The 21428-nt window shown below is 44.4% G+C and carries 16 protein-coding genes; 8 read left to right on the plus strand and 8 right to left on the minus strand.

Features of this window, described 5'->3' with window-relative positions:
• Window positions 1-84: 84 nt before the first annotated feature.
• The 3 genes from serC to L1D37_RS17850 all read left to right on the plus strand — a co-directional run bounded on the left by serC (window position 85) and on the right by L1D37_RS17850 (window position 4707).
• Window positions 85-1179: a 3-phosphoserine/phosphohydroxythreonine transaminase gene (gene serC / locus L1D37_RS17840; RefSeq protein WP_239848643.1), complete on the plus strand. Its 1095-nt coding sequence runs from the start codon at window positions 85-87 to the stop codon at window positions 1177-1179.
• 382 nt (window positions 1180-1561) lie between these two features.
• Entirely contained in the window at window positions 1562-2710 is a 1149-nt protein-coding gene (locus tag L1D37_RS17845) for an extracellular solute-binding protein (protein ID WP_239848644.1), read from the plus strand.
• 20 nt (window positions 2711-2730) lie between these two features.
• Window positions 2731-4707, plus strand: coding sequence for a diguanylate cyclase (locus L1D37_RS17850; RefSeq protein ID WP_239848703.1), 1977 nt, complete (start codon window positions 2731-2733; stop codon window positions 4705-4707).
• A 10-nt stretch (window positions 4708-4717) separates the two neighbouring features.
• Here the strand turns inward: L1D37_RS17850 and L1D37_RS17855 are convergent, their stop codons facing one another.
• Window positions 4718-5530 carry a helix-turn-helix transcriptional regulator gene (locus L1D37_RS17855; RefSeq protein WP_239848645.1) on the minus strand — a complete coding sequence of 271 codons (813 nt, stop codon included), beginning with the start codon at window positions 5528-5530 and terminating at the stop codon, window positions 4718-4720.
• Window positions 5531-5682: 152 nt separating this feature from the next.
• On the opposite strand from L1D37_RS17855, the gene L1D37_RS17860 reads away from it, so the two are divergent.
• On the plus strand, window positions 5683-6375 hold the full coding sequence (locus L1D37_RS17860; RefSeq protein ID WP_239848647.1) for an MOSC domain-containing protein: 693 nt from the start codon (window positions 5683-5685) through the stop codon (window positions 6373-6375).
• Between the two features lie 89 nt (window positions 6376-6464).
• Here L1D37_RS17860 and L1D37_RS17865 read toward each other — a convergent pair whose 3' ends face one another.
• Window positions 6465-7181 carry a 3'-5' exonuclease gene (locus tag L1D37_RS17865; RefSeq protein ID WP_176681517.1) on the minus strand — a complete coding sequence of 239 codons (717 nt, stop codon included), beginning with the start codon at window positions 7179-7181 and terminating at the stop codon, window positions 6465-6467.
• A 5-nt stretch (window positions 7182-7186) separates the two neighbouring features.
• The gene (locus tag L1D37_RS17870) at window positions 7187-9076 is read right to left on the minus strand and encodes a DUF294 nucleotidyltransferase-like domain-containing protein (RefSeq protein ID WP_176681516.1); all 1890 of its coding nucleotides are present in this window, start codon (window positions 9074-9076) and stop codon (window positions 7187-7189) included.
• Between the two features lie 150 nt (window positions 9077-9226).
• On the opposite strand from L1D37_RS17870, the gene L1D37_RS17875 reads away from it, so the two are divergent.
• Window positions 9227-9871, plus strand: a complete 645-nt coding sequence (locus L1D37_RS17875) for an outer membrane beta-barrel protein (protein WP_176681515.1) — start codon at window positions 9227-9229, stop codon at window positions 9869-9871.
• A gap of 121 nt (window positions 9872-9992) precedes the next feature.
• On the opposite strand, the gene L1D37_RS17880 is transcribed toward L1D37_RS17875, so the two are convergent.
• The 3 genes from L1D37_RS17880 to L1D37_RS17890 all read right to left on the minus strand — a co-directional run bounded on the left by L1D37_RS17880 (window position 9993) and on the right by L1D37_RS17890 (window position 13530).
• Entirely contained in the window at window positions 9993-11183 is a 1191-nt protein-coding gene (locus L1D37_RS17880) for an amino acid aminotransferase (protein WP_048658412.1), read from the minus strand.
• A 202-nt stretch (window positions 11184-11385) separates the two neighbouring features.
• Entirely contained in the window at window positions 11386-12888 is a 1503-nt protein-coding gene (locus tag L1D37_RS17885; protein WP_239848648.1) for an HD domain-containing phosphohydrolase, read from the minus strand.
• Window positions 12889-13230: 342 nt separating this feature from the next.
• A complete protein-coding gene (locus L1D37_RS17890) occupies window positions 13231-13530 on the minus strand; it encodes a hypothetical protein (RefSeq protein ID WP_004741582.1) in 300 nt (99 codons plus the stop codon).
• Window positions 13531-13748: 218 nt separating this feature from the next.
• Between L1D37_RS17890 and L1D37_RS17895 the strand changes: the two genes are divergently transcribed.
• Both L1D37_RS17895 and L1D37_RS17900 read left to right on the plus strand, forming a co-directional pair.
• On the plus strand, window positions 13749-15152 hold the full coding sequence (locus L1D37_RS17895; protein WP_239848650.1) for a PLP-dependent aminotransferase family protein: 1404 nt from the start codon (window positions 13749-13751) through the stop codon (window positions 15150-15152).
• 127 nt (window positions 15153-15279) lie between these two features.
• Window positions 15280-15486 (plus strand): hypothetical protein, encoded by a 207-nt coding sequence (locus L1D37_RS17900; RefSeq protein ID WP_239848651.1) that lies wholly within the window; start codon window positions 15280-15282, stop codon window positions 15484-15486.
• A gap of 172 nt (window positions 15487-15658) precedes the next feature.
• Here L1D37_RS17900 and asnS read toward each other — a convergent pair whose 3' ends face one another.
• A complete protein-coding gene (gene asnS / locus L1D37_RS17905) occupies window positions 15659-17059 on the minus strand; it encodes an asparagine--tRNA ligase (protein WP_239848653.1) in 1401 nt (466 codons plus the stop codon).
• Window positions 17060-17777: 718 nt separating this feature from the next.
• On the opposite strand from asnS, the gene L1D37_RS17910 reads away from it, so the two are divergent.
• Window positions 17778-19268: a SulP family inorganic anion transporter gene (locus L1D37_RS17910; RefSeq protein ID WP_239848654.1), complete on the plus strand. Its 1491-nt coding sequence runs from the start codon at window positions 17778-17780 to the stop codon at window positions 19266-19268.
• A 113-nt stretch (window positions 19269-19381) separates the two neighbouring features.
• Here the strand turns inward: L1D37_RS17910 and L1D37_RS17915 are convergent, their stop codons facing one another.
• Window positions 19382-21034 carry a methyl-accepting chemotaxis protein gene (locus tag L1D37_RS17915; protein WP_239848655.1) on the minus strand — a complete coding sequence of 551 codons (1653 nt, stop codon included), beginning with the start codon at window positions 21032-21034 and terminating at the stop codon, window positions 19382-19384.
• Window positions 21035-21428 lie beyond the last annotated feature (394 nt).

Consider the following 21428-nt stretch of genomic DNA (forward strand, 5'->3'; position numbering starts at 1 on the left):
CTTAAGACCTCTTTTGTTGTTTTTATGTTGGGTAAAACATGGTATTACTTGCATAGTTATTATTTAGCAGGAGCAATGATCCCCATGGAACTTACATTAGATAACGTATTCAACTTTAGTGCTGGCCCAGCAGCACTGCCTAAACCGGTAATGAAACAAGCACAAGCTGACTTCATTGATTGGAATGGTTTAGGTACTTCCGTTATGGAAATCAGCCATCGCAGCAAAGAATTTATTCAAGTTGCCGATGAGTCTGAGCAAGACCTACGTGATCTTCTGAACATCCCAGACAACTACAAAGTACTTTTCTGTCAGGGGGGCGCTCGTGCTCAATTCGCTGCTGTTCCTCTAAACCTTCTTGGTGACGCGACAAAAGCGACTTACATTGATGCAGGTTACTGGGCTGAAAGTGCAGTAACTGAAGCAAGCAAGTACTGTGAAATCGACGTATTCAACGCTAAGACGTCAATTGATGGCAAAGCGGCTGTTGTTCCAGCTAAAGATTGGAAAATCGATCCAGAAGCGGCATATGTGCACTTTTGTCCAAACGAGACCATCGATGGTATTGAGATTAGTGAGCTTCCGCAAACTGACAAACCTATCGTTGCGGATATGTCATCTAACATTTTGTCTCGCAAGATTGATGTGTCTCAGTACGGCGTTATCTACGCAGGCGCTCAAAAGAACATTGGCCCAGCGGGTATATGCATTGCCATCGTACGTGATGATCTTCTGGAGCTTGCGAACGAAGTATTGCCAAGCATCCTGAATTACAAAGTGCTTGCTGAAAAAGACTCAATGTTCAACACGCCACCAACGTATGCTTGGTACCTATCTGGCTTGGTTTTCAAATGGTTGAAAGCTCAAGGTGGTGTAGAAGCAATGGAGCGTGTTAACCAAGAAAAAGCAGCTCTACTTTACAACGCAATTGATGATTCTGCTTTCTACAAGAACGACGTTCACACAGCAAACCGTTCAAGAATGAACGTGCCATTCCAACTAACGAAACCAGAGCTAGACGGTAAATTCTTAGAGTTGGCTGATGCAGCGGGTCTTAAATCATTGAAAGGTCACAGAGCGGTGGGCGGCATGAGAGCTTCACTTTACAACGCGATGTCTCTAGAAGGCGTTCAAGCTCTTGTAAGCTTCATGAAAGATTTCGAAGAGAAATACGCTTAATCAATGACAAGACTTTGATTGATACATCGCTTATTTGCTTTGTATCGTGTCGAATGTCCTAAACGAGATGAATGCCGCTTTTGCGGCATTTTTTTTTGCCTGAGAGTGCATAAAGGGTATGATGTGTTGCACCATGTCATTCAGAGTAAAGCGCATGACAAAGTGCTTAGTTGTTATCGGGGGAGAGCAACTTTGCATCACTAAAAATAACCAAGAAAAATAGCCAATAGAAAGCGTGGTTTTTCTGTTTATTATTGACCTTTTACTATATAACGTCTTTCCCCAAAATAACGATGAACTCCAATAGCCAATACCGTCTCCACTCTTGATGGTTTCTGGCGTCACTTTAATAGATGATATTTTTCGCCAAGAGGAATTAGGTGTGAGATTTTTGAGTATATTAGCGGCTTTGTTCCCTGTGCTTACTTACGCTTCTACCCTCGAAATATGGGCTGGCATCAATTACGAAACAGCGGATTACGTCAAAGAACACATCGAGTCGATGACTGATCATCGTGTTGAAATACGTCCATTTGACATCAATAGCATCCGCTCCGAACTTCTTGTGGCTGACCCGCGAGACAATACCTTCCCTGATGTTATTTGGGTGCCTTCGGATTTCTTAGGGCTGACTGAATATATTGAACTGGCAACCTTACCTTCTGCATGGGTCGATACCTCACGTTATGAGAATAAGGCTCTTGATGCCGTAATGATTAATGGTGAGCTTAAGGCGCTACCGGTAGGAATCGGTAACCAGTTGGTCCTGTATTCGAACAAGCCACAAGATCATGCCATCAGCTGGGAAGAGTTGATTCAACAGTCTTCTGAGTCGAAGCGTGCCAGTATTCTTTTCCCAAATCCGAACATGTACTTCTATCTGGCGTTCTTCCAACTGTTTTCACAAGACATGCTTTCATCAAGGAATATCAATGGAGAGGGTTTAGTCTCAATCTTTGAATTCATCGATAAACTTGAGGATACAAAAACAATTGAACAATCGTGCAATGAGATATGTGCAAGACAGCGTTTCATTGACGGTGAAGTCGAGTTTTTGATTGATGGGGATTGGGCTTTCAGCGAACTAGACCAAGCGTACGGCGAGCATTTACACGTCAACTCTTTGCCTACCTACCGTGGCAAAGCGATGTCTTCGTTCAGTGGTGCGAAGATTTTTGCAATTACCAAGAAAGGGATGAACAACCTAGAGAAAAGAGAAGCACTCAAAGAGGTGGTTCAGTACTTACAGTCGAACAGCTTTACCTATTTAGCACATTCAAACGCAATGATCTCACCATTTAGAGAAGCGAACCAACGTCGTGTCGAAGAAGGAAATACCACCTTCTCTAACATGTACGATGAATTTCAATCATCACAAATGATGTCGAGTGACTACAATATGGCGATTGTCTGGGAAGCTTCCGCAAGAGCCTATGAGCGATATAAGTCAGGCATGCCGAAGCAGGAGCTTCACAAATTTTACGATGACTTTGTGGAGTATTACTCAGCGAACATGAGGTCAGGCGATTGAAACTCTCATTGAAATACACCATGGGCTTGGTGTTGCTGGCCTGCTCGTTATTCCCAGTTTACCTAGCGGGTCAACTGATACTGAATAAGCAGAACGAAAGCTCTCTTGAACAAAAAGAGATCAAGCTTGCCAATTCAACGGCAGGTATTCAGCAAACAGTGCAGGAGCAAATCAACCTTACGGCTAGCCTCACGCAGTGGTATTCGCAAGATCGCTCATTGATTAAAGCGGGTGGCAATATCTTCTTCTCAAGTGTGGTCTGGGACAAGATGGATAGTTTTAACGCGCTAGCAGATAGTGTGTCGGCGACTTATATTCTGGATAGCAACTGGAAGCCTATTTATGACAGTAAAGGCAGCCTATATCACTTTGAGCAAAGTCAGTTACTTGAGGACCTCAAGCGCCCTCAGGCTGCGTATAAGCAAGGTAAGCTGTTCCATACTGAGTTTACAGAACCAGAGATCGCCGATAATGCGGATTCAGGTCTTGTTTTTGTTGCCCCAATTCTGCCGTATCGTTTGATAGAAGGTTCTAGCTATACGCCGCAAGGTTATTTAGTAGTGTTAATGGGGTACGACCGATTAGAGTCAAAAATAGCCCCTTTCCTATATGACAAAGAGTTTGTCGAGTTTGATTATTTGGCTTCCGTTAACGAGCAAACCGCAGATACAGACACTAAGTTAATCACTAACGACAATAAGCTGTTTTCGGACGCGTTAACATTGTCGCTGAAACATCATGTGTCGGACAGTGCTCGTTTACAAGAGATGCAGCAATCTCAAGTGGTGTTTGTTCGAATCCTATTTGTGACACTAGCCGTCGCGATCGTCTTTGCGTTGTTGTTGAATCGCGCCTTTTCAAGACAACTTAACCTACTGACTGGCTCGGTAGAGTCTTACTCAAATAACCAGCCACCTACGCACAATGCAAATGAGCATCGTTTTACCGAGTTCACCACGTTCAGCCGCTTGTTGGAAAAAATGTGGTCTCGCATACAGCGTCAGCTGAGTGAACTGACGGTACGTAATGACCAGTTGAGATCCGCTTACCAGCAGATCAAAGAGAACAACCTCAAGCTTGAAAGCTTTAACACGCAGCTAGAGCAAACGGTTGAAGAGAAGACGAGTAGATTAACGCATTCACTGGCCCGTGAAGAGTCACAGAAAAATCGCATTCTCAAGATCGTTAAGTTTGCTTCCATGAGGCAAAGTGTTGATTACCGATTGATTCCAGAACAGGTGAATCGACAACTGAAATCGTTACTTCCGGACTGCCTAATAGAGTTTAACTTTAGCTCGGTTTCTTGTGGCGATATTGATGATGTAAGCATTACTGATAGCGACATGACTAACAGCTACAGGGTTTTAAAAGACTCGAAAGAGACAACGATTGGCTACTTCTATTCTCAGAGTTTTACTTTGTTGAGTGAGGAAGACCTGCTGATTTTCGACTTATATCAAAAGCAGTTAGCTGGCTGGATAGAACTCGAAAACATGAATCGTATTAACATGTCGACAGGCTGTTACAACCGAAAAGCCTTCGATGAAGATTTGGATTTCTCTAAACAGCGCGCTACTGAGAACAAAGACAGTTTATCTCTGCTTATCATTGATATTAATGGATTAAAGGCCGCCAACGATCAGTATGGTCATGCGGTGGGTGATGAGCTGATAAAAGGCTGTACGGATGTCATTCGCAACCGGTTATGCGGCGCAAGCAACCTGTATCGATTAGGCGGTGATGAGTTTGCCATTCTTACTTTGATACCTGCTGAACAACCAGTACAAGAGCCCCAGCAATTGGCTGAACGGCTCTATGCAGATCAATTTGACCAGACCGTCGAAACGAAAGTCGGGGTGAGTATCCCAGTTCGATTTTCGATTGGTGTCGCGTCAACAGAGTCGACAGATATCGATGAGTTGTTCTCTCAAGCGGACGAAGATATGTATCGCCAAAAGCGTCGTTATTATCAAGCTCTATCGACAGAAGGCAAATAGTCGACTCGCACTACCTTTGGCGGCCATTGAAGCGAAACTGCTGTGGTGTGACATCAAACGTCGCCTTAAACGCTTTGATGTAAGACGAGTCATTTTGATAGCCGACTTGGTCAGCAATACTCTGGATTGAGAACTCTTCATCGAGTAAAGACAATGAGTAAATCAGTCGGATTTGTTGTCGCCACAGTTGAAATGACGTGTTGAATTCCTTTGAGAATAAACGCGACAAGGTTCGTTCTGATGCTCCGACTTTCTCTCCCCATTCCTTTAGCGACAAATCCAACGTTGGTGTTTCTGTCAGCGCTTCAAATATAAGCTTCAAGCGTCTGTCTTCGGGTAGCAACAATTGGAAGGTCTGAACATTGTCTTTCATGATCTGGTCGTGCAATACCGAGAGTAACCGCGACACCTCGTCATCACTCACTAACCCTTCGCACTGCCTGCGGATCTCCTGCAACAGTTCATTTAAAAATGGCGTCAACGTAATGGTTCGAACTTGAGGTTCGTACTCTGTACCGAAGGCAGGATTGAGATAGACGCCGACAAACGTCGTATGGCTTAAAGCGATAGATTCGTGTTGAATACCTGCGGGTACAAACAAAGCAGAAGTATGAGGCACTAGATGCTGATAATGCTCGGTTTTCGTTTGTAATAGACCTGTGATTGGAAATATCACTTGATGCCACGTATGTTGGTGCATTGTATCGATATAGCCCTTGGGCATGTCGATGGTCTTCACTAATGCAGGTGATTCAGGATGGGCGACCATCATCTCATTTGAAGTCATTACTCCTGAGTGAGAATCTATTTGGCGGGTTAGCATGGTTAACTGTCCTTATGTCCCTATTCTGACGTGGCGAGACTAGGCTATCATGCTCGGCAATATGAATGAAGTCGAGCAGCAGTGTCGTATTATCTTATGCAGTTCAGCAAGTATATTCTCAGTAAGAGAGTTTCCAGTAAGAAGGAAAGGATATGAAGAAGTTAGGCGTAGTAAACAGTGTATTGGCAGGCAAGACCGTAGCTTTTGCACATGGGTCAAACAGTGCTATTGATAAGCAGGTTTTGTCGGAGCGTCAGCACGCGACAGAACTTGGTTTCACTAATGATGAACAAGGCGACCCTCGCTTTCATGGTGGGATTCAAAAAGCGCTTCATATCTATCCAAGCGAGCACTACCCAATTTGGAAGGAAGAGCTTGGCAACAAAGCGATCTTCCAATCTGCTGGTGCATTCGGTGAGAACATCAGCTCATCTGGCATAACCGAAGAATCGATTTGCTTAAAAGATAAGATTCGCATCGGTTCAACATTGTTGGAAGTCTCACAGGGACGCATGCCTTGTTGGAAGCTCAACGTACGATTCGACCAAAATGACATGGCGAGAAGGCTACAAGATACGCTTCGCACAGGTTGGTACTTCCGTGTATTAGAGGAAGGTGACATTGGTGAAGGCGACGAGATTACTCTGTGTGAAAGACCTTATCCAGACTGGTCGCTCACTCGCATTATGGGCGCAGTTTTCACGGGAAGCTTAGATAAAGAACTGCTGAGTCAGATGACGGAATTACCACTGGTTGAGTCTTGGGGGGCACTCGTTGCTCGCCGTCTTGAAACAGGTGAAGTTGAAGATTGGGAAATGCGATTAGTTGGGCCAACAGCGGCATAAGTTCAGATGATGAAAATTAACAAAGCCCACTAATGGAAGTTAGTGGGTTTTGTGTTTAGGTCACTTATGTCTAGGCTTACCTAACTCAATTAGAGCCAGAAACTCTTCAACGGCATCTCAGAGTCAAAGTGATGAGCGATCTGCGCTTGGAGCAGCTCTGCAGTCGCAATAGCATCGGTTAGTGCGTGATGCGGTGTGTAGTCGGGTAGGTGGTACCGACGACGACTCTGCCCAAGCCTTACAGACGCTGGCTTCTTACCTTTCAGTTTGTTCCACAAGCCACCCGCTAGTTTGTTCTGGATTTGGGATTCAATCTCGAGTGTGTCGAGCACTGGAAACTCAATCCCTTCACCAAGTCGTACCTTCAATGCGTTATCTAAGAAGTCACGTTCGATACGACGATAGTGAACGACAGGGATGTGTCCCGCCATAGATTCAAGAATCTCGTCTAACACTTCGCTAAGATCGGGCGCGTCAATGATGTCATTGTGAGTAATGCCATGAATCACCACGGACTCTTCTTCCAACTTCTGCTTTGGCCTCAGAGTCCAGTGTTTCGCTTGTCGCAAGTATATGCGATTGAGCGTAAACGGCACTAGACCAATGGTAATGATGCCGTCTTTGTTTGGGTTTAACCCCGTTGTTTCAAAGTCGACAGCCAAGAAGGTCACTTCTGAAATTGGTGTATCTGGCGCAGGAAGAGGCTGGCTATAAAAATGCTTTAAGCGCTCATCTCGCGCACGCTCAAGCTTCTGAGCAAACTTAAATGGCCAGTCAACCGCAGGTGATCTAAATAGTTTGTTCATAGGCCCTACTTAAACTTGTTGCTAGCTTGGTAACGGAACTTAAGGAAGTTCTGCGCATTACTTAAAATCTGGAATGCATCCTTCAAGTTACGTCGCTCGAAGTCAGATAGGTTTTCCGGCTCGATGTTGTTATCAGGCTCGACATTGTTATCAACATCGTGCGCTTGGTGACGAATACGAACCAAGGAGATGAACTCCATAGCATCTTTCAGATCTTGCGCTCTACCTTTTGGAAGAATACCCGCGTCGATAATGTCATCTAAACGTTCAAAAGAGTTCTTTGAACGAGAAGCTACTGCCAAAGAGTGAACACGAATCAGATCCGCCAGCGGTGCAGTACCACGACGCTTAAGGTTGATCGAGTTGTTGTGGCGGCCATCTTTCTCCATTACGAAATCTTTGAAGAAGCCCAGTGGCGGAGTACGGTTGAGCGCGTTACGTGCCAGACACGCTAAGAAGCGGTTGTTCTTACGTGCACGTCTTACAATGAAGCTGTTCAATTGCTCAGCCCATTTTAAGCGGCCATAGACACCATCTAAGTCAAAGAAGATAGAAGCGTTCAGCAAGGCTTTCGGGTTTGGATCATCAATCCAATCAGCAAAGCACTCTTCCCACTGTCGACGTGTCATACGCCAAGTCGGGTTGGTTGCCATGATGTCGCCAGTACAGTAAACATAACCACACTGGTCTAAGCCGTCACAAATGAACTTTGAAAGCTCTTCAAAGTACTTGCCGTGTTTTGCTTCGTCGTATGTGTCATCAAGAATGATGGCGTTATCTTGGTCGGTAACCAGCAATTGCTCATCACGTCCCATCGAGCCTAACGCAAGGAAACAGTATGGAATTGGCGATTTACCTAACTTCTCTTCACCCAACTCGATAATACGCTGTTTAAAGCTGCGACCAATTACCGACATTGCGGTACCCACCATGTGGGCATTGGCATCTTCGTTAACCAAACGTACAAAGCTGTCTTTCACTTGCTCGGAAAGCACTTTCAGATCTTCAATACTTTGTTGTTGGAAGATACTACTTACCAGTAACAGCGAGTTTTGAGACTCATAACGGACGATGTCAGTTGCTTCGATAATACCGATTGGCTTCTTATCTTTGAGCACTGGTAAGTGGTGCACGTTGTAGCGAAGCATGGTCATCATGGCTTCGTAAACATAAGCATTGTGGTCGAGTGAGATAACCTCTGGTGTCATTACGCTAGAGACTTCATCCGACGGGTCGAGGCCTTCAGCAAGTACACGAGTACATAAATCTCGGTCGGTGATGATGCCGATCACGGGTGTTGAGTCATCTTCATCATCTTCAACGATTTCTGGGTCAATGATCAGCAGGGAAGAGACGTTGTCTTCGGCCATCATGGTCGCAGCTTGTTGAATCGTACGAGTCTTCTCGATCATCGGCGCTTCGCTGGTCAGCAGCGTTTTTACCTTGGATGTCGTGAGATCGTTGGCATCGTTATTACTTGAGTTTGCTTGACGCAGACGCGCGTTATCTTCTACTTCTACGAAATCTGCAAAGGAGTCGTAGTTGTCGTAGAGCTCTTGGAAAATTGGCTCAGGAATGCAGTAGAGCAGGGTATCTTCGGTCGCTTTTACTGGGAAACGAACCTTGTTGTTGGTCAGTAGACCCATTTGGCCGAATAAGTGGCCTTCATCCAGGCGGTTATAGAGTTCGCCTTTACGGCGATAGACTTCTACTTCGCCGCTTCGAACAATGTAGAGATCATGAATTTGGTCACCAAAGTGAATGATAGGTGTGTCTTGGCGGTAATAAGAAATTTCCACGCTACTGGTCACTTTCGCTAACATCTCCTCAGGGAGTTCTGTGAAAGGGGGGTATTGTGCCAGAAAGTTTTGAATCTCTAATAACTCAGCATCCATAATGATCATCCATTAGTTTGTATGATTTCATGGTACAACATTTGATAATAATTTGCCGTCACAAATCAATCTGTGAGCTAAAACCTTTTTAAAGTCTTAGGGATAGACTAACCTTTCAATTAATGGAGTGACAGTTTAAGGATGATAGGAATGTCGAAGTGGAAGCTTAGTTTTGTATCTGCAGTTTTTATGTTTTCTCCAAGTTTGTGGGCAGCCACTGACGGTGTGGATATTCTTGATTATGACCATATATACGCAACCGCTCATTCGGGCAGTTTGAATGAAGATGCGGGTGGTAATAATAACGCCTCGTCGTTTGGTTTAGGGGTGAGTTACACCATGACGGATGATTGGTTGTTGCTCGGTGATTATAGTGCTCGCTTTATTCACCCAGATGAAAGCACGACCCGAATTGATACCTTAATGGCAGGCGCTGGGTATCGTTATAGCATTAAGAAAGACTTGGATATTGTGGCTTCTTACTTGTTGGGTGTTACCAAAGGTGAGGTTGAGCTTAACGGCAGTAATGAAACCTTAGAATCGGACACTGAATTTGTCCAAGGCGTTAAAGCAGAGCTTAACTATGGCTTTGCAAAGCGCTGGATTGCCAATGGTAGCGTTCAGGTAAACCGCAGTGATTTGTTCGACGAAGAGATTTATCACCTAGGTTTGCGTTATCTCGTGACCAACAAATTTGCAATTGGCGGCTCTTATCAGCACCGAGATGGCGAGGGCAGCAAAGGTGGAAGTGAGAGAACCAACGAATTGGGTGTTGAGTTTTTCCTAGAGTACTAACCTAGTTAAACCTAACATGTTATAGACAGGTACAAAAAAGCCAGCTTAATCGCTGGCTTTTGCATATCTATCGATCTGCAAGTGCAGGTTCTTGTCTGCAAATACAGGTATAGCTTTACGATTAAAGAACCGCAGCGATACCTTTACATAGAGGACCCATGTTTGACTTAGTCATGCCCGCAACGCTGATGCGACCAGAGCCAACAATGTAGATAGCGAATTCATCTTTCAGACGAGTTACTTGCTCTTTGCTTAGGCCAGAGAAAGAGAACATGCCGTTTTGACGTTCGATGAATGTGAAGTCTGCATCAACACCTTCAGATTTCAGCGTTGTTACGAATAGCTCACGCATCTCTTGGATACGGTCGCGCATCTCTGCTACTTCCGCTTCCCATTCAGCACGTAGATCAGCATCGCCAAGGATGTGAGTTACTACAGCACTACCGTGCGCTGGTGGGTTAGAGTAGATAGAGCGGATAATGCTCTTAACTTGAGAGAATGCTGTTGTTGCTACGTCTGCAGATTCAGCAACCAGTGTGAATGCACCAACACGCTCATTGTACAAGCCGAAGTTCTTAGAGAATGAGCTCGCTACTAGGATTTCTTTGTTGTACTTAGCAAAAACACGTAGGCCCGCAGCATCTTCTTCAACGCCTTTTGCAAAACCTTGGTAAGCAAAGTCGAATAGAGGAAGCAATTTCTTCTCAGCAACAAGTTTAGCCAGTACTTCCCACTCTTCAGCTGTTGGGTCGATACCTGTTGGGTTATGACAGCAACCGTGAAGAAGAACGATGTCGCCTGCAGAAGCTTTCTCTAGGTCAGCAACCATGCCTGCGAAGTCTTTGTCTTTTGTTTCAGCGTTGTAGTAGCTGTATTGAGCTGTTTCGATACCTGCAGCAGCGAAAACGCCGTTGTGGTTAGCCCAAGTTGGGTTACTGATCCAGATTTTCACGTCACCCAGTTGGCGTTTGATGAATTCACCCGCTACGCGAAGTGCACCTGTACCACCTGGAGCTTGTGCTGTTTTAGCGCGTTGAGACGTTACGATCTCTGCATCTGAACCGAAAAGCAGTTTCTGAACCGCTAGACCGTATTCAGCTGTACCTTCAATCGTTAGGTAAGATTTGGTTTTTTCGTTTTCAAGAAGTGCAGCTTCTGCTTTCTTTACTGTTTTAAGTACTGGCGTTTGACCATCTTCATTTTTGTAGATGCCAACACCAAGGTTGATTTTCTCTGCACGAGAGTCTTTTTTAAACTCTTCAGTAAGGCCGAGGATAGGATCGGCGGGAGCAGCTAACACTTTTTCAAACATAATCTTCATCCATGTCAATTGAGAGGGGATAGTATCTATGGGTAGTTATACCTGTATGGAATTTTTAAGACAATACGAAGTGAACAGAAAGACCAAAAAAAATCCATTTCAATCAGATTTATTGACTAAAGAGGGTATTTGATAACAAAACACCCTACGGATTAACCTATAGGGTGCAAGAAGTTAGTGGTTTTTGAAAGGATTATGCGGGCTGAGCAACAAGGCTTTCTCGTTCGAGTTCGCTAGCGATATTTTTGCCATCTTTATAGGTTGCCGCTATCGAAACAAACGCTTGTTCAACCGCTAGAAATGCGTCGACAACTTGCGGATCAAAATGCGTCCCATTGCCCTCTAAAATGATCTGTTTAGCTTGCTCATGAGTGAAGGCTGGTTTGTAGACTCGCTTCGAGATGAGTGCATCATAAACATCGGCTAATGCCATTAAACGACCCGATAGTGGAATATCTTCACCAGACAGCTGATTTGGGTAGCCGCTGCCATTCCATTTCTCGTGGTGAGTCAGGGAAATCTCTTTTGCGACTCTTAAGAAAGAGCTGCTCCCGAGTTGCTTCTCTGCAATAGATAAGGCTTCTGCGCCAATCGCTGGGTGACCTTTCATTATTTCAAACTCTTCGTCAGTCAATTTCCCCGGTTTCAACAGCACGCTATCAGGAACACCAACCTTACCGACATCATGCAGTGGCGCCGACTTATAAAGCAGTTCGATATAGTTTGGAGTTAACAAGGCGGAATGCCTTTCAGACTTGCTAAGCTCCTGAGCGAGTACCTTAACGTATTCTTGAGTTCTAAGGATGTGCGCGCCTGTTTCATTATCTCTCGATTCGGCAAGCGCAGATAAGCTGACAATCGCAACGTCGCGTGTGGTTTTCACTTCGTTTTGCGCGGTCTCTAGGCTATCAAGCATGGTGTTGGTCATTGAGGCCATTGAACCAAGTTCGTTGTAACCGAAAATAGGTAAGCGAACACCTTGCTCGCCATTGGTCACCTTGTTTAATGCGCACTCTTGGCTAAGTAGAATGCGTTTAATCAGCTTGCTCCACAGTGTCATGATGGTGATCGCGTAACCACCCAGTACCAGAGCCAGATAAATAAACTCTTTAATCACACTGATCTTGCCTGTGCCATCAAGCAAGCGATCGGGGTTGTGCTCGAGCCAGAAAATATCTTTAACAGCAATCATTGTGAGCATGGTTGTGAGTGTGATTAAAAGCACCATCACTAGGCCAATCATCTGTTTTACTAGAGAGCTTCTTTCGCCAATCAATTGGAAATCAAACTGACCCGACGCTTCCATCTTATCCATTTGATTGAGCTTGGCGCTTAATTGAAGAATCGTTCCAGTAAAGAAACCAAATAAGCTCATGCCGAACAGTACTTTCAAATTGCTATCAATGGTGAATTCGTAGCTTAGGTTGTAATAGAGCGCGAAAGGGACACTTGCAGTAAAAAACAGTAGGGTATCAAGCTGAGCAAACCGACCTTGTTTGACCAAAGTGTGCTGTGCTAATAGGTAATGACGGACCAGCCAAAGTAAGACGAAGACAATACTAACTTGAGTGAAAATCTCTAACGTCGTTAAGCTTTCGAGCATAGGGCATACCCGACTGCCATAAGTCCCAAATAGCACGCCTGCAATGAGATATAACTTAGTCGTTAGTGATTGATTGTAGTTCGAATTATCCATCAATAAGCCTTTATTCTCAGGTTCAAAAATTTGTTTTTTAGATCTACATAACTTGTAAAGATGCATGCAATTTTATAGATCTATACAATTTTACTGATTCACGATTTGTTGAATTACATGCAATTTGTATAACTGACGCGAATAAGACCGGAAATTCTATCGATAGCTTTCGTGGATTGATACAAGAAAGTGGTTGGTGTTGGGTTTTTGTTAGCTAGGTGGGGATTATTACAGCGTTATTATGAAGAGGTTTGAATAGCCTCGGTTGAGATACGAGGCTATTCCGTCGATGTGCTTACTGAAATCGCGAGTAGTTAACCTTGCGAAAGCCAGTACACCGAATCACTTTTTCAGATTAATTTCAGCTTCAATTGAGCCAGTTTCAATCTCAGGGTGCGATGCCAGTTTGTCAGCTGCCCATTGGTTAATGTGTTTTAGAATTGCAGACACCGCGTGCTTTTCTGTTGGTGCTTGGTCTTGGTCTACATCGAGTTTCTGTTTTGGATGTGAGCCCGTTGCGTCTTCCGCAATGTGTAGCCAGTCTGGATGCCAGTAGTATGGTTGGCCGCTCGGTGTTGTCCAACTATGAACACCGTTTGACTCTCCTTTATAACTTAATTGGTCTGCTTCTATTTTTTTCATTGTTATCTCGCATGTTTTTGGATTACATCAAATTATTGAGGCAGAAAGCCAACTTAGCTCCTGCCTTGGGTACAAACTTAGCAAAGCTTACAAAGTTATCTGTGAACCAATTCACACAATTATAGAAATTAGGTGCAATCATATGGATAGCAGCAATAGTTGATGGCGTTAGTGATAAAATCTCCGGCCAACAAAATTTCTCTAGGTAGTACAATTAGATGGCGCGTTATGAAGAGCTTGCAAAGGATATTCGAACTCAGATCGCTAATAACACATGGCGTTCAGGAGAGAAGATCCCTTCTGTGCGCATGAGTTGTCGCAATTACAACGTCAGCAATAGTACTGTCTTACAAGCCTACCAACTGCTTGAAAGCGAAGGTTGGATCATCGCTAAACCTCAGTCGGGTTATTTCGTGGCCCCAAGAGTGGATGGTGTTGATTACGATCTGCCATCAGCTCCCGAAAAGAAAGCCATCAACGATCGCTTATTCGATTTCTTGAAATCTAGCTCTGCAGAGGGGGTTATTCCTTTTGGCTCGGCATTCCCTGACCCAGATTTGTTCCCTTTACCAACTTTGACCCGCAACCTAGCCAGTGCTGGCAGGAAGATGACGGGTGCCAGTGTGATTAACAATCTGCCACCTGGAAGTGAGTCTTTAAGAAGGCAGATAGCACAGCGTTATCTACAGCAAGGAATTACGGTTAATCATCAAGACATCGTGATTACGTCAGGCGCGATGGAAGCGCTGAACTTAAGCCTACAGACTGTCACTAAGTCAGGTGATAATGTGGTGATTGAGTCACCTGCATTCTATGGTGCTCTTCAAGCAGTCGAGAGGTTAGGGCTTAATCCTATTGAAGTGGATGTTTGTCCTGTTAATGGACTGAACATCGAACAGTTTGAGAGAGCCTTAAAAACACAAGACGTGAAAGCGTGTTGGTTAATGACGACTTTTCAAAACCCGACTGGAACCAGCCTTACGGAAGAAGCAAAGCGCTGCGTTGTTGAAATTGCCGAGCAATACAATACCTGCATTATTGAAGATGACGTGTATGGTGACCTTTATTACGAAGGGTATAAACCTAAGCCATTAAAGGCTTTTGATAAAACTGACTCTGTATTACTTTGTGGATCTTATTCAAAAAGCCTTTGCCCAGGTTATCGTGTCGGTTGGGTGGTGAACACACGTTTCAATGATGCTATTCAAAAGCTTCAGCTCCTTTCTACGCTATCAAGCAGTGCGCCTGTCCAGCTCGGGGTTGCACACTTTCTTACTCATGAAAGCTACGATAATCACCTTCGTAAACTGCGTAAAAACCTTTTGCTCAGAAAAGAGCGCTTTATTGGTGTGATTAAACAGTACTTCCCGCATTCCATCGAGATTGAAGAGCCTGCTGGTGGTTACTTCGTTTGGGTTCGTTTCTCTGAAAAATTCGATAGTCAGCAATTCCATCAATTAGCGATTGCCCACGGTATTAGTGTTGCATCGGGAGATTTGTTTAGTGAGCAGGGCAGGGTAGACAACGCGATTCGGTTGAACTTCTCTTACGAGCTTACCGAAGAGAAAGAGCAAGCCCTGATCTTACTAGGCAAGCTTGCGCATCAACTTACGCACTCGTAAAACCTTAAGTCGCTCATAAAACAGCAAATGATTGCAACTGTACGGGTTGTTTGTGGCGTAACTGTACGCCTTATAGAGCAGAGAGTTGTGATTCAATGACGGTAGACTAAATATTGGAGATACCGTTATGTTGAAAATGACCATAGGAAACGAAGTTAAGCTAATCATCGTTGCTATTGTGTGTGCTCTTCTGCTTATCCTCGGCCACGTACTACTCGCAAAAGCTTTCGCTGATATGGCTTGGGCAGAATATACCACTGCAGCCATCCCATTCGTTATGATGGCAATTTGCGGTCTCGCGATAAAGTACGCTAGCGCTCAAGATGTCGATTAATCTTCGCTATATCGACTAAGCACTGAAATGCCAATTAAGCTCTGAACAGCTATTTTTTGTCAGCGTTATACCGTTAGTCTTAATCGTTTAATTTATCCCGAACATAAAAAAACCTCCGCAATTGCGGAGGTTTTTATTTGTTCTTAACTTTTAATTTCGACTAAGTATCGAATTAGAAGTTTGCAGAGCGTGGTGTACGTGGGAACGGGATAACGTCACGAACGTTGCCCATACCAGTCACGTAAGATACTAGACGCTCGAAACCAAGACCGAAACCAGCGTGTGGCACTGTGCCGTATTTACGTAGGTCGCGGTACCAGCTCATGTGCTCAGGGTCGATACCCATAGCAACCATGCGCTCGTCTAGAATATCTAGACGCTCTTCACGTTGTGCACCACCGATGATTTCACCGATACCTGGTGCAAGTACGTCCATAGCTGCAACTGTTTTGCCGTCGTCGTTTAAGCGCATGTAGAAAGCTTTAATGTCTTTCGGGTAGTTCTTAACGATAACAGGAGCTTTAAAGTGCTCTTCAGCTAGGTAACGCTCATGCTCAGAAGACATGTCGATGCCCCACTCAACGTCAAACTCAAATTTCTTACCAGAGTCTAGTAGGATTTGGATTGCGTCAGTGTAGTCAACTTGTGCGAAATCAGCGTCTACGAATTGCTCTAGACGAGTGATTGCTTGCTTGTCGATGCGAGAAGCGAAGAACTCAAGATCGTCACGGCGCTCTTCAAGAACAGCTGCGAAAACGTACTTAAGCATGTCTTCAGCCAGTTTTGCTACATCGTTAAGGTCTGCAAACGCAACTTCAGGCTCAACCATCCAGAACTCAGCTAGGTGGCGGCTTGTGTTTGAGTTTTCAGCACGGAACGTAGGACCGAACGTGTAAACTTTGCTTAGTGCACAAGCGTAAGCTTCAGCATTAAGTTGGCCAGATACTGTTAGGAAAGTTTCTTTACCGAAGAAATCTTCGTTGAAATCAACTTTGCCTTCGTCAGTGCGAGGTAGGTTTTCCATGTCTAGCGTAGATACGCGGAACATTTCACCTGCGCCTTCAGCATCAGAAGCAGTGATAAGTGGAGCCGAAGTCCAGAAGAAACCTTGCTCGTGGTAGAAACGGTGAATCGCTTGCGATAGACAGTTACGTACACGTGCTACTGCGCCGATCACGTTAGTACGTGGACGTAGGTGAGCAACTTCACGAAGGTATTCGATAGAGTGACGTGTCTTAGCCATTGGGTAAGTGTCAGCGTCTTCAACCCAGCCAACAACTTTAACGTCAGTTGCTGTTAGTTCGAAATCTTGACCTTTTGCAGGAGACTCAACAATCTTGCCAGTTACTTCAACAGAGCAGCCAGTAGTTAGCTTTAGTACTTCGTTTTCGTAATTATTAAGATTATTAGGGACCACGGCCTGAATCGGGTCGAAACAAGAGCCGTCATAAATGGCAAGGAAAGAGATTCCAGCTTTGGAATCACGACGTGAACGGATCCAGCCGCGAACAGTTACTTCACTGTCTACCGCTAGCTTGCCGCCAAGTACGTCTGTTACAGGCGCGTAAGTCATGTTGGTTTCATTCTCCATTGAGGGACAAATTCAACACAATGTTTGCAACCGATTGTTTATAGTTCGCTAAATTCTGAACAAAAAACAGTCGAAACATTGGGTTGTATAAACTTTTTAAATCAATGGAACATATTACCTGTCATACAGAGAGCTTCAACCTTTATTCTTGCTTGTGGAAAGAAATATTTCGAATCAAAGCAAGAAAAATCATTGAGGGTTGGTTTTTTGTTCAATATCACAAGGTTCTATTACTGAAAGCAGGGAGTAGAAATCAATATCTAGCGTGTTAAAGCAAGACAACAAACAACGAATCAAGGCTTATCAACGGCGAATCAATGCGCATGAATCTACATTGAGCCACACTGGTGAATTGATGCACAATCGCAATCTTTGTTTTCGATAATGGCTGTGTGATTGAGCTCAGACTCGCTCTATATTGGCGCGGCTTTAGCCCACTTTGTTTAATTCAACCTCTTTGAACTGAATCAATTCAACGGCGAAGCCGATTTCCCATCACTGAGCTGGCTATCAGTTTATTTAGAAACTCAATGAACAACCCACTAGAGGAGTTTAATATTCACGTGTTAATTACGCCGCCTTAACCCCTGTATTCTCTCTACACCCGCACTTTTCGAGCGCTCGCTCATTCCATGAAAAACAGTCGATCAAATTATGTCTGAACAAGGCAGGACTGGCTGTACAAGTAAAAGAGAATTACATGCTTAATTATTTAAAAAAACACTGGTTATCTAACGTTAAAGGAGATTCATTATCTGGGATTGTGGTTGCACTCGCATTGATCCCTGAAGCCATCGCATTTTCTATTATTGCAGGCGTCGACCCTAAGGTCGGCTTGTATGCTTCATTCTGTATTTGTGTGGTCACCGCCTTAGTTGGCAGTCGTCCGGGAATGATATCCGGAGCAACAGGCGCAATGGCGCTGCTTATGGTCACGCTAGTGAAAGACTACGGACTCGAATATCTACTCGCGGCTTCATTTTTAGCTGGTCTTATTCAAATTGCTGCGGGTTATTTAAAGCTAGGCAACTTGATGAACTTTGTTTCGAAATCGGTGATCACTGGATTTGTTAACGCACTCGCTATTCTTATCTTTTTGGCTCAGCTCCCTGAGCTAATTAACGTGCCTTCGAGTGTTTACCTATTAGTTGTTCTCGGCTTAGCCATTATTTACCTGCTTCCTTATCTTCCTAAATATGGCCGTGCGATACCTTCACCGTTGGTCGCGATTGTTTTGCTTACCATCATCAGCTTAATGCTTGGTTTAGATGTTAGAACGATTGGTGATATGGGTAAGCTCCCAGATTCAATGCCTGCGTTTTTAATCCCGAACATCCCATTCACGCTAGAGACATTCGAAATCATACTGCCGTACTCCATTGCTCTGTCTGTTGTTGGTATTCTGGAGTCTTTGATGACAGCAACGATTGTCGATGACCTGACTGATACGGAAAGCAACAAGAACAACGAATGTAAAGGGCAGGGCGTAGCCAATATTGTAGCTTCACTGTTTGGTGGTATGGCTGGCTGTGCCATGATCGGCCAATCGATCATCAACATCAAATCTGGTGGGTTAACCCGACTATCAAGCATGATCGCCGGTGTGGTTTTATTGTTGATGGTGGTGTTTGCGTCTGACTGGTTGAGATTGATACCAATGGCGGCGTTGGTGTCCGTGATGATCATGGTTTCAATCGGCACTTTCTCTTGGCGTTCTATTGTTGAACTTAAAGATCACACGCTTCCTACCAACGTGACGATGTTAGCGACGGTGATCGTGGTGGTGTTTACCCATAACCTAGCGATAGGTGTTGCGGTGGGCGTGGTTCTGTCTGCGTTGTTTTATGCCCATGCAAGCAAATCGATGGTCTTTATTTCTGATGAAGTGGTCACTAATAAGCTGCACACTATTCACCGAGTGAAAGGTCATGTGTTCTTTGCTTCTTCTGATGCGTTTGTTGACTTGTTCGATTACGACAATGCAACGTCTTTGGTGACGATCGATATTAGCGATGCATCTTTCCTCGATAACACTTCGGTTGAAGCGCTTGATAAGGTGGTGTTCAAATTCCGTAAGAAGGGGGCTTATGTAGAAGTCTCTGGAATGGATACTGTGAGTGCGAACCTCATCTTCAAACATGCGATGTACCATAAGCATAAAGACTTAACGGCGGTTTCAATTACGCACTAGTCACTGTTTGGTTTGAGTCCGATCTCGAACTCTCAGCAAAGACAGTTAAAGAAGACAAAGCGCTCATGAAGGAGCGCTTTTTTGTTGGTTGGCAGTCACGTAACTCTATCAACTTAAGATTTGATAATGGTCTTCGAGTTCGGTTTTGAGTTCACCTTTGGTTGAGACAAGGTGAATTGATTGATCAGCGACTCAAGATGATCAGACAGCTCTTCCAAGTCATTACTGATGTCACGGGTTTCAGCCGCAGATTGCGATGTGTTATTAGCGTGAGAAGTGATGGTTTCGACTTTCTGCTGAACATCTTTAGTAGCCTGTGTGGTGGATTGGGTCTGCTGTTGAATGTTCTGTGCATGTGCCAACACTTGCTTCATTTCTTCTACAACACCATTCATTTCAATAGACAGAGCATCGATATCGCTTGAGCTTTGATGTGCTTGTTCGCAAACGTGGTCTGCCGAGTTTAATGACTCTTCGCTGCCTTGCTGGAACTGATGGATAATCGATTCAATACTGCCTGTTGCTTCTGCCGTTCTTGATGCTAGATGACGGACTTCATCAGCAACGACGGCAAAACCACGACCTTGTTCACCCGCGCGCGCGGCTTCAATGGCTGCATTGAGTGCCAGAAGGTTGGTTTGATCGGCAATGCCACGAATCACACTCAATATTGAAGAAACTTCTCCGGTTTGCTCATTGAGTGTCTGGATTTTGTGCTTCACTTCTTCGATGCTGGTTACTAGGTTCTTGATTTCACTGCTTGCATCATGTGCTTGGGTAGCACTTTTGAATGCGACATCGGCGGTGTGATTGATGAGGTCGGATGCGGTTAATGTCGCTTGTTCTACATTAACCTGTTGAGCTTGTATCCCTTCAACATTGTTTTGTACTTCCGCTGTTTCATGTTGCTGATCGCTCGCCGCTTGCTCGGTAATTTGTGCAACGCTGGTCAGTTGGTTGGCTGACGCATTCAGTTTGTGCGAAGTATCTTGTACCTTCTCTAAACTGTCAGAAACTGTGCCCATGAAGGAGTTAATCGAATTGGCGAGTGTACCAATCTCATCTTTGCTTTGTGCTGGTAAGCGGGTCGATAGGTTCTTGTCGCTGCTAACTTGCGTCATAAAACGAGAAGTCTGTTGAAGAGGGCGAACAATGATCTTACGAATCAGCCCCATCGTCAGTACAAAACCCGCAAAGGAGATCACTGCCATAATCCCTATCGCTGCCATGGTTTGAGTATTAATCAACGAATTTACGTGGCTAAGGTTGTACTCCAAGCGAATAGCACCCAACACTTCACCTTCTGCGGCCATGTGGCATGCTACGCAGTTGGTGCCACGATAGTTTTCGCTCGACTTCATTGGCAGGGCAATCACTAAGCCTTTACCCCAATCGGCAGAGAATGGTTCGATGACGGTTTCACCAGCTAGCGCGCGCTTATCAATATCATCAACGGGTGTTTGGTTGTCATTGCCGGGGCCGTAGAGTTTGCTCACAGCATCGGCGCGTAATACACGAACGTCTTCAATACCTTCTTGTGCCAATGCTTTCTGACGCAGGGTTTCTTTCTGTGCCATGGTGCCAGTCAGCATCATCATATTGAGGCTATCGAAATAGTTACTCGCTTTATCGTGTAGCTGTTCACTCAGCACGGAATTAACAAGTTGTTTTTGCTGTGAATATTGAAAATAGGTTGATATCGCGAGCAAAAAAGTGAACACGATGGCGAGGGCCACTAGGATTTTAAAAGTGATTGTTGAGCGCATAAGGTGTTTGTTTTTATTAATTATAATGACGCGCATACTTTACGTGTAAGAGACCCTACTACCTATGGGGTATAGTGAATTGTGTGACCACACTCCGGTTGTGGTTATGTTTCTGTGATGTAGCGAGTTTGTGTTGTAATTGATTCTGTATTTGAGGTTTAAATAAGCTCGCGTCTACTTTTGGTCTATTGCTAGGGCATTGACAGCGAATAGTTTCGGTAAGAGTGCTATTTATGCGGCTGTCATATGTTTTTGAACGTTCTTTGTACAGGCATTGTGGATAATGGTGTCGGTGAATTTATCGTTCTGATTTTTATCAGTAATGATTATTGTTTTATGTGGTTTGGTGGTTAATTAGTGTCCAAACTGCTATTTTGTTCAATTTAATAGCAAA

The organism is Vibrio sp. Isolate33 (assembly GCF_022397895.1).
GTDB classification, from domain to species: Bacteria; Pseudomonadota; Gammaproteobacteria; order Enterobacterales; family Vibrionaceae; genus Vibrio; species Vibrio pomeroyi.

Excerpts from the sequence above, each read along its gene's own strand:
- L1D37_RS17870 (WP_176681516.1), bottom strand. The coding sequence starts at position 9,076 with ATGGATGCTGAGTTATTAGAGATTCAAAACTTTCTGGCACAATACCCC.
- L1D37_RS17895 (WP_239848650.1), top strand. The coding sequence starts at position 13,749 with ATGGCGCGTTATGAAGAGCTTGCAAAGGATATTCGAACTCAGATCGCT.
- L1D37_RS17855 (WP_239848645.1), bottom strand. The coding sequence starts at position 5,530 with ATGCTAACCCGCCAAATAGATTCTCACTCAGGAGTAATGACTTCAAAT.
- L1D37_RS17865 (WP_176681517.1), bottom strand. The coding sequence starts at position 7,181 with ATGAACAAACTATTTAGATCACCTGCGGTTGACTGGCCATTTAAGTTT.
- L1D37_RS17910 (WP_239848654.1), top strand. The coding sequence starts at position 17,778 with ATGCTTAATTATTTAAAAAAACACTGGTTATCTAACGTTAAAGGAGAT.
- asnS (WP_239848653.1), bottom strand. The coding sequence starts at position 17,059 with ATGACTTACGCGCCTGTAACAGACGTACTTGGCGGCAAGCTAGCGGTA.
- L1D37_RS17875 (WP_176681515.1), top strand. The coding sequence starts at position 9,227 with ATGTCGAAGTGGAAGCTTAGTTTTGTATCTGCAGTTTTTATGTTTTCT.
- L1D37_RS17860 (WP_239848647.1), top strand. The coding sequence starts at position 5,683 with ATGAAGAAGTTAGGCGTAGTAAACAGTGTATTGGCAGGCAAGACCGTA.
- L1D37_RS17885 (WP_239848648.1), bottom strand. The coding sequence starts at position 12,888 with ATGGATAATTCGAACTACAATCAATCACTAACGACTAAGTTATATCTC.
- L1D37_RS17915 (WP_239848655.1), bottom strand. The coding sequence starts at position 21,034 with ATGCGCTCAACAATCACTTTTAAAATCCTAGTGGCCCTCGCCATCGTG.
- L1D37_RS17890 (WP_004741582.1), bottom strand. The coding sequence starts at position 13,530 with ATGAAAAAAATAGAAGCAGACCAATTAAGTTATAAAGGAGAGTCAAAC.
- L1D37_RS17880 (WP_048658412.1), bottom strand. The coding sequence starts at position 11,183 with ATGTTTGAAAAAGTGTTAGCTGCTCCCGCCGATCCTATCCTCGGCCTT.
- serC (WP_239848643.1), top strand. The coding sequence starts at position 85 with ATGGAACTTACATTAGATAACGTATTCAACTTTAGTGCTGGCCCAGCA.
- L1D37_RS17850 (WP_239848703.1), top strand. The coding sequence starts at position 2,731 with ATGGGCTTGGTGTTGCTGGCCTGCTCGTTATTCCCAGTTTACCTAGCG.
- L1D37_RS17900 (WP_239848651.1), top strand. The coding sequence starts at position 15,280 with ATGTTGAAAATGACCATAGGAAACGAAGTTAAGCTAATCATCGTTGCT.